The sequence below is a fragment of the Lysinibacillus sp. NPDC096212 genome (assembly GCF_044763105.1).
Classification (GTDB): domain Bacteria; phylum Bacillota; class Bacilli; order Bacillales_A; family Planococcaceae; genus Lysinibacillus.
In genome coordinates this window covers 1-13492 of sequence record NZ_JBIWFQ010000002.1, presented here as the reverse complement: position 1 = coordinate 13492, position 13492 = coordinate 1, and the positions used below count along the sequence as shown (strand labels likewise).

Sequence of the window (13492 nt, the reverse complement as noted above, 5' to 3'; positions counted from 1 at the left end):
TAATAATTAAATTCGTCTCGTTCAAAATCGAGACGATAACGTAAAAATTATATTACGTTAAATACTCCTCTACTATTGTAGCAAACTCAGCGGGATTTTCCACATGAATTGCATGTCCAGCGTCATTTACTGTCGTATGTTTGGCATTTTTTAATAACGCTTTCATTTCTAGTGCAATTTTACAAAATTTATCATCTAGTGAGCCTGTCATTAAAAGTACAGGAAATTCAAGCTTCTCCAATGCCATCCAATTTGATGGTTGACTTCCTGTACCAATGCCTCGTAAACTACCTGCCAAGCCTTCTTCCTTCTGAGAAAGTCGTTCGAACCTAATCGCTTCTTGCACATTGTGTGATAAACACTTTTGAGATTCAAACAAAGGAATGTTTTCCCATGCATTGACAAATGATAACAATCCATTACTAATTATTTTTTCAGCAAGAGCGTTATCCCTCTCACAACGTTCAGAACGTTCCTTTGCAGTTCGTAAACCTGGTGAAGCACTTTCTAAAATCAGCTTTTCAATTCGTTCAGGATAGGAGATTGCATACGATAATGCAACTCTCCCTCCCATTGAATAGCCTAGCAGCATAAATTTTTTGAGCTGTAGCTGGCCAAAAACTTCCTCTAAATCTTGGATTTGTTCTTGCATAGAGAAACGACTAATTTGTTGAGGTATAACGGTTTGGCCATGCCCAATTAAATCGATGGCAATAACTCGTACACGAGGTAGAGCCTTCGCTAAATTTCGCCATGTAGCCGTACTACCTGTAAAACCATGCAATGCCACGAGCGTTTGCTCCGCTTCTTCATTCCAGATTTCTACGTATGTTTCAAGCCCTCGAATCATTAGCTTTGCCATGCTTTTAACCCTACGTTAATGCGATTCCATAGTGCTCGATGCGCATACACATTTTCCTCTCGATTCGTGAAAATTTCAATTAAGCGCATTGGTCGTTTTTTCATCGTAGTGAACTTTACTGATAGCTCTGAAATATCATCTACTCGTATATAATCCATATCGTACATATTGGCAATATCATGGAATTTAAGGGCAGTTGGCGTACCAAATAAATCTTCATAATGTGCCTCAACTGTAGATTGTGGTAAATAAGAGAAAATACCGCCGCCATCATTATTCATAACGATCATTGTCAAATTGCATTCCTGGTATCTTGAAGCAATGAGACCGTTGACATCATGTAAAAAGGCTAAATCGCCAATAAGCAAGTAGGTTTCACGGTTATTTCCTTGACTAAAGCCCATTGCAGTTGATACGACACCATCAATACCATTCGTTCCACGATTCGCAACAATTCGAATATCCTTCTGTGTCGCCATTAAAAACGTATCAATATCACGCACTGGCATACTGCTACTAACAAAAATATCACTGCCATTAGGAATCATTTTTAGTAATCGACTTACCATTGCTCCCTCATCAATCGCACCGTCAGCATAATGTTCAATATACTCAAGTGCAATATCATTAGCATCTTGCCACTCAGCTAAATACTCTGTCTCAAGTGCTGTTTCAGAGATTTCTAATTGCGTGAGCCACTCACCAATACTTGCATGAACAAAATGAGTAGACACACCTGTAGAATCACGGAACATCGGATCTTCATCGACAACAATATACGTATTAGGCTGAGATTTAGTAATAAATTGCATGATAAATTTAGAAACAGGCTGTGCTCCTAAACGTAGCACCGTATCTGGTTCAACTAATGCTTTAAAATCTTCACTTTTCATAATGGCATCATACGTCGTGATCATATAAGGCAGACAATCTTCTGGTACAGATGACCGCATCTTAGATAAACTCTCGACAATGACCGGCCATTTTAATTGGCGAATAAACTCCCACATAGTTGTTAAATCTGTACCGAGTGCTAGCTCACCAATAATAATAAAGCCTCTTTTGCTTGCACGTAAAATCTCCGATAGCTCTTGTTGAGTCTCCTTTGAAGGTACTAACTGACCCATACTGCTATGCTTAAATGTCACTTCTGGAAGTTCCTCTCGAAAATCAATCAACAACGGTTCTCTGAACGGTACATTAATATGCACTGGTCCAAATGGTGCGCTCATCGCCACCGCTACCGCACGTGCAATATGACGCTCAATAAACGGCAATGTTGGTGCAGCACCATCTGCCAAAGGGAAATCCACGCTCCATTTGACATTTGTACCATATAAATTCGGCTGATGAATAGCCTGTGGTGCACCCACCTCTCGCAATTCATGTGGACGATCAGCTGTAATGATGATTAACGGTACACGAGCATAGCTTGCTTCAACAATGGCAGGAAAATAGTTTGCCGCAGCTGTTCCCGATGTACATAAAAGAACAACAGGTTTTGCTGTAGCCTTTGCAATTCCTAGCGCAAAAAAGGCAGCCGATCGTTCATCAACTTGACGATACATTTGGAGCTGTTTCGTTGAAGCAAATGCATAAGCTAAAGGTGTCGAACGTGAACCAGGGCTGACAACAACGTTCTCAACACCAGCTTGCACTAGTGATGCTACCATTTTATAAACATAATCCGTTAAAATTTTCCGTTCACTCATGTAATTGTCCTCCTAGCGCACGAAGCATTGGACGGAATTTCACTAATGTTTCCTCATATTCAGATTGTGGCTCTGAATCTGCTACAATACCGCCACCAGCATATAAATAAGCTTTGTCCTTAAGTAAAGCAGCCGAACGAATGGCCACTGCAAATTCCCCATTGCCATCAGCATCTACCCAACCAATTGGAGCAGCGTAAAGCCCACGATTCATAGGCTCATACTTACGTATAGCTGCCATTGCCTCTTTCCTTGGCACACCGCCTAAAGCTGGCGTTGGATGTAAAGATTTTGTCAGTTGTAATATTGTTGCTTCATTATTTAACTGACCTTCAACAGGTGTATATAAATGTTGTATATCTCTAATTTTTAGTAAGCGTGGGCCATCCGGTATTGTCATCTCTACACAATTTTTACGGAATGTTTCCGCAATCATATCGACAACATATTGATGTTCGCCACCATTTTTCGAATCATTTAATAAGCTTTGTCCATAGGCTTCATCTTCCTCTGCTGTCTTACCACGTTTAATAGAACCTGCAACACAAGATGAAAAGGCTCGGCCCTCTTCTACTTTTACAAGACGTTCAGGGGACGCACCAAAGAACAATAATTCTTGACGTTCTAAACCAAATAAATAGCTTTCTGGCTGCTCATGAATAATTTGTGAGAGTACCTGTGGTGAAGAAACTTGTTCTTTAAATTGCAATGCTAGTGAGCGTGCAATAACGACTTTATCTGCCTTCTTCTGCTTAATCAATGCAGTTACTTGGTCAATCGAAGCTAAATACGGCTCCTTATATGGCTCAAAGTAACTTGTGATTTCAGGCTTTGCATACGTTTTCACTTCTTTTACTTGAGCAGCATGAATTAAATGATCTCGCTCTTTACGTAGCGCTTCGAGTTGGGACTCTGCCTGCTCATTTTTTGAAATAAGGTGAATACTTACAAACGCTTTGTCATCTCGGATAACAAGCTGGTATGTTGCGAGTGCAAAATAAGCCTCTGGAAAGTCTGTCCACTCCCCAGTCACTTCATTTTGTGGATCGAATGTAAATCCACCAAACAAAATTGGTTGTAGCTCGCTTTGTCCCTTCACACAGTTTTTCGTTAAATTTTTCCACTCTGCTTCTACTGCATCGAAGCGATTATTTTTGGCGTTATTTTGAATCGTATAGGCATGTCCTAGCCCTACTAATGTCATTGTTTTTTCTCTATTTTGCCAATAAAATCGTTCACCTTTATAATGCTCCTCGCCCGCTGCATAAAATGCGAGCGCCGATAAGCGACTAACTTCAATTGTTTCCATATAAAAATGAAGGCTTTGGCCCAAAGAGTCCACTTCTACCTCTGTGGCTTGGTACCACTTCTGTTGCATGAAAATTACCTCCGTTGTTGCAATGTACATAATGAATGACACACGGTATATTTTGTACTCGTTCTACACTTTCAGTCATAAATACTGCTTTGGCTTTTCTTTAGCACAATTGACCAAAACTTTGCATCATGAAATGAACGTTTGTACTTTTACCACATCATATTTTTCTGTTAAAATAGGGGTCATTTTTTATTTGCTAGCCTATTCTTCGTACTGTTGCTATTATCTTAATTATTGTTTTCAGTTCATAAATGCATGTTCTATTGTATCATTTTTTTTAACTTCTTTCAGCAGAAGACTCCCTCCTCTATAGGTGGTGAAATGAATGCGGATTTAAGCTACTTTTCAGCGGGTGTCCAAACAGCCGCTGAAAGAAGTTAAAAGCCTCCGGCGGATGTCACGTAATCGGAAAGGAGTTCAATATAGGATGTTAGCCTAAAATCATCGCATCCATGCGATAACGGCTAACTGACCTGCATCACGCAGGCCTAAGCACAAAGCCGATTCCGGACGCAATTATGCCAAGGCATAATTGATCTGAACTGTATATAATAAGCTGTGAACCTATCCATTTTCTCATTCTTCGTATAAAATAAGAATAGTCTACAACATTTGAAGGAGAGAAAGACCTTATGACCAAAGTCATTGAAGCTGATAGGGGTATTAAAGTTTGGTGGCATTTAACACGTCCTCACACTTTAACCGCTTCATTCGTTCCAGTATTTTTAGGAACAGCTATTGCTTTAGCAATTGAAAAACAAACAATTGATTTTGGACTATTTTTTGCTATGCTCATTGCAAGTATGCTTATACAAGCAGCAACAAATATGTTCAATGAATATTACGATTACAAACTAGGATTAGACAATGAAAATTCTGTCGGCATCGGCGGAACGATTGTGCGTCACGGTGTTCAACCAAAAACAATTATGATGATTGCCTTAAGCTTCTATGCAATCGCTATGTTGCTTGGCATTTACATATGTGCCTCAACTTCTTGGTGGCTTGCTGCTGTCGGGCTTGTTTGTATGCTTATTGGTTTTTTATACACTGGCGGACCTTATCCAATAGCCTATTCACCATTTGGAGAAATTGTATCTGGCGCTGTTATGGGAATGGGGATTGTCTTAATCGCCTTTTATATTCAAACGCTTACTGTGACATTAGACGCTGTTTTGCTTTCAGTACCAAGTATGATTTTAGTTGGAGCTATCATGCTGTCCAACAATATCCGTGATATCGTAGGAGATACAGAGGGTGGTCGACGAACGCTTGCTATTTTAGTAGGTCGAGATAATGCCATTTCTGTGCTATCTGGCTTTTTTATCGTTTCGTATTTATGGGTAATTGCTCTTGTAGCCATTGATGGTATTACTTTTTGGGCTCTAATCATTTTCTTAAGCGTTCCAAAGCCACTTCGTGCGACTCAAATTTTCCGCGATAAAAAAGAAGCGAAAGAAGTTATGCCTGCGATGAAATTTACAGCGCAAACAAATACATTCTTCGGCTTCCTCTTAGGAATCGGTTTATTAATTCAATATTTCTTTTATTAAAAATGTAGCAGCCTTAACGGGCTGCTACATTTTTTACATAGCATCTAAAATTCTCACTTGCAATACCACGAATTTCTTCGGTTGAAAAATGTTCACGTAACGCCTCTAACAAATTTTGTGCCTCTCCTGCGTGTGCTAATCCTTTTACAGTAGCATCTATTCCATCGAAATCTGAACCTAGTCCAAGGTGCTCTACCCCTACTATATTCGCTAGATGCTTCACATGCGCTACTAAATCCTCCATCGTAGCATTGTCATGGATAAAAGGCGGATAGTAAACGACATGAATATGCCCTCCATGCTCGATAAGTGCTTTTGCCTGAGCGTCCGTTAAATTTCTTGGATGATCGCAAAGTGCACGTGCATTACTATGGCTCGCAATGATATGCTTCGCTAGTGGTAAGACATCCCAGAAACTCTGTTCATTTAAATGCGAGACATCGATAATAATATCTCGCTTATTTAGCAAGTCTATAACCTCTTTACCAAATGGTTTTAAACCAAGGTTTGCATCCTGTTCAGCACCGTGGGCCACAGCATTTTCCTCATTCCACGTTAAGCCAACTAACTTCACACCTGCATCTAATATTGCAGCAAGCTTTGCTAAATCTTCGCCGATTGGACCACAGCCCTCTAAGCTTAAAATTGCACCAATTTCATGCGGAGCTAAAGTATCTAATTGCGACCAATCCGTAATATGCACCATGCCCTCAGTTTGTAATACATGTGTATGGAAGGCTTCAATTTGCCGCACTGCCTCTAAAAATCGCATGCTTTGCGGAATTTTAGGATTAATAAAAATAGCAAATACTTGTGCCTTAACCTGCCCTAATTGTACTCTCTGTCGATTGGCTTGCAAACGTACATCATCTTCAAATTTTGCCGCTTCTAAAGTTGTTAATTTCGATAGAGCATCGCAATGTAAATCAATTATGTCCATATCCTCACCCCATACAGCTATTATAATACCTGTGAGTGAAAATGCTTACTAACTTTTATCTTGAGGAGTGTCAGAAGAGCCGAATTCCTCAAGTTCTATGAAATCATCCGATCTTGGCGTAGAAGACAACACATCTTCCTCTACTGGTCTTAAATTTTCTTCTTTGTGCTCAGCATGTTCAACACATGTCAATGCTTTCGGCATAGCTTCTAAGCGACCTATAGGAATCTCTTCACCACATACAGCGCATTTACCATACGTACCATCCTCCATCGCTTTTAGTGCAGCCTTTATTTCCTCAGCATCATCACCCCTGTGCTCATCAATCGCCATTTCCGTTAGCTGATCCGTTAAGTCACTCGCATTGTCAGCTGGATGATTATCATAATTAGACAGCTCTGTAGCTTGTGGACGCTCTGATTCCTCAAGTTGCTGTTCTATTTCCTGTAGTTCCTGCTCTAATTGCTTTCTTAATTTTTCCATTACTTGTGGGTTCAAAAAAATCTCCTCCTCATGCCTTCATTTTTTCCTAAATTAATATTTCTAAAACACTAAAGCATAAAGAGGAGTTATTTATTTTGTTTAATTAAAAATCGTCACTTCCTGCGACAACAGCTAACTAACCTGCATCATGCAGACCTAAGCACAATTCAAAATCCTGACGCATTGTTTTCTGTAGCGAAAGCACAGCGACAGCTACAAAATGTTTTCTGTAGCGAAAGCAAAGTGTCAGCTACAATTACGCCAAGGTGAAACTGATGATGGCATCATGTAAAAATTGTGCTGCTCCTTTAGAAACGCGCTCATCGTAATATGCAGAAAAGCGTTCATCCGCTATATACATCTGAGCTATACCTGCATGTGCCTCTTTAGAATATTGTGACCATGTAAAACTAAGCCAGCGCTTATGAAGCTCTGCAACCTCCATTGCCACATCATTGTTTGTATCGCCGATTTCCATCGCTTCTTTTAAACGATTAAATAATTGCTGTTCTAGCTGTTGCATTGCTTCATACTGTTCCTCTGTCATATTCATTACCTTTGCATTCGATGTATCAACCGTTTTGTCACCATATTTTGCACGAATTTCTTGACCATATTGCTTTTCATTTTCCGCGATTAGCTTCTCTTTTAGTCCATTAAATTTTTCTTCATTTGCCATTGGTTGTTCCTCCTCAATAGATTGAATGGTTTTTTCTACTGTTTGTAATATCTTTTCCAGCTGCTCCTTGCGTTTCAGTAAAGCAGTACGATGGGTTTTCAGTGCCTCTGTATGTTGAAAATCAGGCGCTTGAATAATTTCCTTAATTGTTGCTAGCTTCATATCTAATGCTCTATAAAATAAAATTTGCTGGAGCATATCAACTTCAAACTGTTCGTAAAATCGATAGCCCGCCTCATTCGTTCTTGCAGGCTTTAGTAATCCAATTTCATCATAATAACGCAGTGTTCTTGTGCTAACCCCAGATAATTGAGCAAGCTCTTGAATTGTATATTCCACATTTTTCACCTCCACTAATGCTACTGTAAATGTTTACGCAACGTTAAGGTCAAGAAAAAAATCAAGAAAAATTGGCTCATTACCATAACGTCGGGTTGATTTCCGTTCCGACTAGTCGCGTCGTAAATGAAAAAAGCAAACTAGAACATTTTATTATCACTAGTTTGCTACTTTAATTAAATTTCGGAATACTTGCCATGCCACACAATATTTCTGTAGTTTTCTACATCTGTGTCACCTTCAGTGTTAATAAACAATACCCGAGAATCTTCATCTAATTGTAATGTTTCCTTCAGTTCTGTATATTGCTTATTCGTCATCAACTCATAAAAACATCCAACCGGGGCAGCTCCCGATTCTCCAGCAATAATTCGTGCATCTGTCGCTAGCGGATTCCCTAGAATGCGCATACCTGTTGCAGCAACTTCCTCATCACAGCAAATACTTACTTTCGTATAAGTCTTTAACAGGCCCCAAGCAAGCGGATTCGGCTCACCACAAGCAAGACCTGCCATAATTGTTTGCATCTCTCCACCAACCGTTACAAACTGTTCATCTCCTGCTTTAAAGCTTTCATAATAGCAATTCGCTACAAAAGGCTCCACTAAGACAAATGTAATCTTTTGCTCATAATATTGTTGTAAGAAAGCTACAACTGCCCCTGCAAAAGATCCAACCCCAGCTTGTAAAAATACATGGGTAGGTGCTTTTTCCAACTGCTCAACGGCTTCTTTTATTAGTGTTGTATAGCCTTGCATAATCCATAACGGAATTTCCTCATAGCCTTCCCACATCGTATCTTGAATAATGATCCATCCATTTTCTATTGCTAGTTGTGACGTATAACGAACGGTATCATCATAATTCATTGTCGTTATTTCAGCATATGCACCTTCATTTTTAATATTTTGGAGACGTTCCTCTGCACTACCAGCTGGCATGTAAATACGGGCTTTCAAACCTAGTTCTCTAGCAGCCCATGCCACTCCACGACCATGATTGCCATCTGTCGTTGAAATAAACGTTAAATCCCAAAGCTGCTCCTTTACTTCAGGTGATTTAAGTTGCTCAAACGATAGCTCATCAATATTTCTATCTAACTTTTTGGCAACGTACTGCCCAATTGCATACACGCCACCTAATACTTTAAATGCATTTAAGCCAAATCGATAAGATTCATCTTTTACAACAATTTTTTGTACCCCAACGAATGATGCAAAAGCATTTAAACAACGCAATGGCGTGCTTTCAAACTTCTCATATGTACGCTGAAATTTACCAACACGATTTACTTGTTCCGATGAAAAATGACGTAGAAAAGGTTCTACTTGTTCTACATTCTTCTGTAACAAATATTGTTGGTTGTTAGTCCACAATAATTTCCTCATTCATATCCCCCTAGTGCTTGTTCTATTTTCATCTTAGCTTATAGATTCGCAAAACAAAACCATATTACATACTTTATTAAAAAAAGAAAAATTTGAATCCTTTTGATAAGGTTTATCGTATATCTACTAATATATTCAACAGGAGGGATATAATGGGTAATGTTTATAAGATAGCGATAATTGGGGGAACAGGGAAAGTAGGAAGGCATATAGCAACTCAAGCAATACAAAAAGGATATCATGTTCGGATGCTTGTTAGAAATCCTGAAAAGTTACAGTATAAAAATGATGCTATTGAAATAGTAAAAGGGCAGGTACAGGATATAGAAAACATCCGAGAACTTCTTAAAGATTGTCAAGTTGTTATTAATACATTTGGTCAACCAACTAAAGAGGAACCTATATATAGCGAAGTTACAAATAATATTTTTAATGTGATGAAAGAATTAAACATTAGTCGTTATATAGGTGTTTCAGGTGGTTCTCTAACGATTAAAGAGGACAAAAAAAGCATGATGAATCGTTTAGGAGCAAAGATATTTGAAGTATTCCTTTCAAAAATGATGCAAGATAAAAAATTAGAATGGAAATTTTTATCAAATAATAAACAGATCAAATGGACACTAATTAGATTACCGTTTGTAAAAGATAGTTTAACATCCAATCAGATAAAGGAAAACCTGACGGATATGCCTGGTACAAAAATTACGAATCAAGATATAGCCACTTTTATCATTGATCATATTGATAATACAAAATACGTACATAAAGCACCGTTTATCTCCCATTAGATATAAGAAAATAGCATGCTGAGTATATATCCAGCATGCTATTCTTTATAGTTAAAGACAAATATTATTTCATAGGAAATTCTTGCTTAATCCCTTTTTATTTATCTTTGTACTGTAATTGTTTGGGAAGTGAAATCTAATTTATTCCCATTAAAATCCATAATTTCATTACGCGGTGAAGTTTGAATCGTAACACTTCTGCCGTTTTCAAATAAATAGCCATTCTGAGGTATTGTAATTAATACTCTATCATTACCTTGTGAATAGGTAGTTGCTGCTACCGAAGAACCATTCACTGTAATATTAAAATCCAAATTATTAACGTTTGTTACTGGTTCACTGAAAACAAGCTCTAATGTTTGTGAATTGCTGACATTAACATTCACAACCTTTGGTGCAATATTTTCTTTAAGGTTAATGGATGTTCGCACCTCGTCAAATGATTCCATAGAGTTTGCTGCTCTTAAGCCTTTAATCGTAAAGTTTCGTGCGCCATTAAAATAATTTGAATCCTTTTTTAATGTGAGCTTAATACGATTTAAATTGGATCCTTCTACAACAGCACTTTCTATCTGAGCATTATCAATACTATAATTTTGAACATTTTGAGCAAGTGCAGGATCAACAGGATAATTGAAATTTAAATAAACAATATTATTATCTTTAATAGAATAATCTGTTGCAGATGTTTGAATTGCATTGTATTGTGATAAAGCTAATTTATTGCCATTTATATTTAAATCACCATTACGTGTAAATTTAACATTTTGCACTTCAGTGGCTGGCACACCGTATAAATTGGTAACATTAAATAAATTTAATTTGCCATCGTAAAGAGCTCCTTTTGTATCATACATGCCTAGCAGTCCTGCCATTTTAACACGTAATTTCGTAGGTTGATCTTTTACGGTCTGAATATCACTTTGGGGTCCTCTTGATACCTCATATAAAATGTAATTATTCGTGAATTTCCCAGTAAATGACGCTTTTGCGTTAACGCCTAACTGTACTGGCTTATCGAAAGTTAATTGTAAATATTCTACACTATCCTCGTAAACAATTTCAGAATTCGTTAGGGCCGGCGCTTTATCATCTCTTATAAAGTTATACGCTGTTGAGAATGTTGCCGTTTCACCTGATAAGTCAGTAATTACTCGACCAGAAGCTGTACCGATCGTTGTAATTCCTTGAAGCGAGCTTTTTGAATCTACCGTAACATTAAATAAACGACCATTTTTAGGATCTTTCTCTACTGAATTCACAGAAATTGAAGTCTGACCGCTTTTGACTGAAAGATCATATGGATAAAGTGGTTGAATCTCCTCTGAGAACAATAGCTGGAACGTATTCGGTCCAGTTTGTGTAACAGAAGAAAACGTCGGTGGAACACCATCCTTATCTCCCTTTTTCACTGTTACAGTAGAAGGGTTTGGTGAAATTATGTTCCCTGCCATATCTGTTGCCGCTACGAATGTAATTTGAACAGCTGTACCAGGGTCTAAATACTTACCATTCATGGTTGCAGCTGATAAGTCAAATGTCGCTTCAGTTGAGTTTTGCTCAATGCTTCCAACTACATTCGATACCTTTGTACCATTTGCTAATGTAAATTGAATGCGTTCATTTGGAAATGCTGCCATTGGCTTAGAAAACTGCACTTTAACGATTGAAGAATTTTTTCCTTGCGTTGTTCCTAAAATCGTAGGCGCTTGTGTATCTCCAGCAATAACAAAATTCGCATCTGCATTTTGAAGCACTGTGCCCTTTTCAGATTTAATGTTGCTGAACACATAACGATGTGTACCTTTTAATGGTTCATTCATTGTAAAAGTGATTGATTTTTTATCAGCGCTGATTTCTGTTTTTACAACTGATAGAGCTCTTAAAGTATCCACATTAGAGAAAGCTACAACATTATCCTGTAATTTCCCATCTGCTTTTAACACAGAAAGTGGGTCAATTGCTTGGTTGAAGACAACTTTAATCTGAGAAGCATTAATTCCCTCAATTGATTGTACATTTAACTCATTCACTTCATATGTAACAACAGCGGAATATGGTTTGTCATTAATTTTGAAATCTACCTTCGTTTCCACATTTTCAGTAAGTGGAGTCGCTAATGTTACCTTATGGCTTGTCCCATCTGTTAATGTTACCTGTAGTGTTTTTGCATCTATAACTTTAACTGTTTGGATGGCCACTTCAGGACCCCTTACCATTTCACCGATATTCGTCATTGAACGATGTAAAAACGATGAAAATTGACCACGTGTTAGTGTGTTTTTCGGATTAAATGTCTTTACATTTGTAATTTTGGCATATTCTAATGCGATGATGGCCTCATGATTTTCTGGTGAAGCTACTTTTAAATCTGTAATAGAAGATTTAAAGTTTTCTTTTTTATACATCGCAATTAAATCGATATCGTAAACTTTCTCAATTGCACGTACTAAAATAGAAGCCATTTGTTCGCGAGAGATATACTCGGAAGGTAATAACTTGTTGTTAGTCCCTTTGAAAATACCAGTATCATTTATAAGCGCTGCATATTGTAGTAATTCTTGATCTTTTGAAGATGTAGGCATGTCTGTAAAACGTACTTTTTTATTGTAGTCTGCTGGCACTTGGAAGTGTTCTAATTCAAGCCATTTTCCTAAAAATTTTGTTACATTACCTTTCGTAAGGACCCCAGTTGGCTTAAACGTACCATCTGGATATCCAGCTACAATTTTTGCATCTGCTAGTGCCAAAATGGCCTCTTTATGGTCATTTTTTGCAATATCTGTAAAGTTAGCCGCATTTGCAGTAGGAACAACAGCTGCAGCAATCAAAGCAGCAGACGCTGCACTCATAATCCATTTACTCTGTTTTTTTTTCATAATTATTACCTCCTATTAATTCTATTCATTCCCATTATAAAAGAAAGATAGATATATTCCAAAGGATATACCAATATTACGGCTATTTTCCATGGATTATTTGTCCAATTAATAGTGGTCACAAAGCAAATACTAATTATATTTAATTTTTTCTATATGCATTGCATAGTTTTAATGTTTTATTTTGAGAGAGACGCGGATCTTAAGGTTGATTTTTAGTGGCTTTTTAGATAGTTTATAGCCAAGGCTAAATGAAGGTTATATACGATTGTCTCTAAGCGTGATAAGAGGAAGAATTTGATCGTATGAATTAGCAAACTCGATGGAACGGGCTATTCTAACTGTACAGCGGTTCGGCGGAAAGGAATTTTCGATGTTTGATAAAGTACCATAAAAAAAATGCAGTAGATGTAAATTACATCTACTGCATTTCAGTATGACCCGTACGGGATTCGAACCCGTGTTACCGCCGTGAAAGGGCGGTGTCT

The 13492-nt window shown here is 37.8% G+C and carries 10 protein-coding genes; 2 read left to right on the top strand and 8 right to left on the bottom strand.

The window, feature by feature from the left end; genetic code table 11:
- Positions 1 to 52 precede the first annotated feature (52 nt).
- Genes menH through ACIQ7T_RS01800 form a run of 3 tightly spaced genes read right to left on the bottom strand, consistent with a single transcriptional unit; the run spans position 53 to position 3952 of the window.
- Positions 53 to 862 (bottom strand): 2-succinyl-6-hydroxy-2,4-cyclohexadiene-1-carboxylate synthase, encoded by an 810-nt coding sequence (gene menH / locus ACIQ7T_RS01810; protein ID WP_370082017.1) that lies wholly within the window; start codon positions 860 to 862, stop codon positions 53 to 55.
- The gene (gene menD, locus ACIQ7T_RS01805) at positions 850 to 2574 is read right to left on the bottom strand and encodes a 2-succinyl-5-enolpyruvyl-6-hydroxy-3-cyclohexene-1-carboxylic-acid synthase (protein WP_402868283.1); all 1725 of its coding nucleotides are present in this window, start codon (positions 2572 to 2574) and stop codon (positions 850 to 852) included. The genes menH and menD overlap by 13 nt, the downstream gene beginning before the upstream one ends.
- On the bottom strand, positions 2567 to 3952 hold the full coding sequence (locus ACIQ7T_RS01800; RefSeq protein WP_370082021.1) for an isochorismate synthase: 1386 nt from the start codon (positions 3950 to 3952) through the stop codon (positions 2567 to 2569). Before ACIQ7T_RS01800 ends, menD begins: the two co-directional genes overlap by 8 nt.
- Before the next feature lie 632 nt (positions 3953 to 4584).
- On the opposite strand from ACIQ7T_RS01800, the gene ACIQ7T_RS01795 reads away from it, so the two are divergent.
- Positions 4585 to 5505: a 1,4-dihydroxy-2-naphthoate polyprenyltransferase gene (locus ACIQ7T_RS01795; protein WP_370082023.1), complete on the top strand. Its 921-nt coding sequence runs from the start codon at positions 4585 to 4587 to the stop codon at positions 5503 to 5505.
- A 13-nt stretch (positions 5506 to 5518) separates the two neighbouring features.
- Here ACIQ7T_RS01795 and ACIQ7T_RS01790 read toward each other — a convergent pair whose 3' ends face one another.
- From ACIQ7T_RS01790 to dpaL, 4 genes are all read right to left on the bottom strand, one after another.
- Positions 5519 to 6445, bottom strand: a complete 927-nt coding sequence (locus tag ACIQ7T_RS01790; RefSeq protein WP_402868280.1) for a dipeptidase — start codon at positions 6443 to 6445, stop codon at positions 5519 to 5521.
- Between the two features lie 48 nt (positions 6446 to 6493).
- Positions 6494 to 6943, bottom strand: coding sequence for a TraR/DksA C4-type zinc finger protein (locus ACIQ7T_RS01785; protein WP_370082027.1), 450 nt, complete (start codon positions 6941 to 6943; stop codon positions 6494 to 6496).
- A 241-nt stretch (positions 6944 to 7184) separates the two neighbouring features.
- Positions 7185 to 7946: a MerR family transcriptional regulator gene (locus ACIQ7T_RS01780; RefSeq protein WP_402868278.1), complete on the bottom strand. Its 762-nt coding sequence runs from the start codon at positions 7944 to 7946 to the stop codon at positions 7185 to 7187.
- 176 nt (positions 7947 to 8122) lie between these two features.
- Positions 8123 to 9334 (bottom strand): diaminopropionate ammonia-lyase, encoded by a 1212-nt coding sequence (dpaL, locus tag ACIQ7T_RS01775; protein WP_402868276.1) that lies wholly within the window; start codon positions 9332 to 9334, stop codon positions 8123 to 8125.
- Positions 9335 to 9486: 152 nt separating this feature from the next.
- On the opposite strand from dpaL, the gene ACIQ7T_RS01770 reads away from it, so the two are divergent.
- Positions 9487 to 10125 carry an NAD(P)H-binding protein gene (locus ACIQ7T_RS01770; RefSeq protein ID WP_370082033.1) on the top strand — a complete coding sequence of 213 codons (639 nt, stop codon included), beginning with the start codon at positions 9487 to 9489 and terminating at the stop codon, positions 10123 to 10125.
- Positions 10126 to 10226: 101 nt separating this feature from the next.
- Here ACIQ7T_RS01770 and ACIQ7T_RS01765 read toward each other — a convergent pair whose 3' ends face one another.
- Positions 10227 to 13004, bottom strand: a complete 2778-nt coding sequence (locus tag ACIQ7T_RS01765; RefSeq protein ID WP_402868273.1) for an S-layer homology domain-containing protein — start codon at positions 13002 to 13004, stop codon at positions 10227 to 10229.
- Between the last annotated feature and the right edge of the window lie 488 nt (positions 13005 to 13492).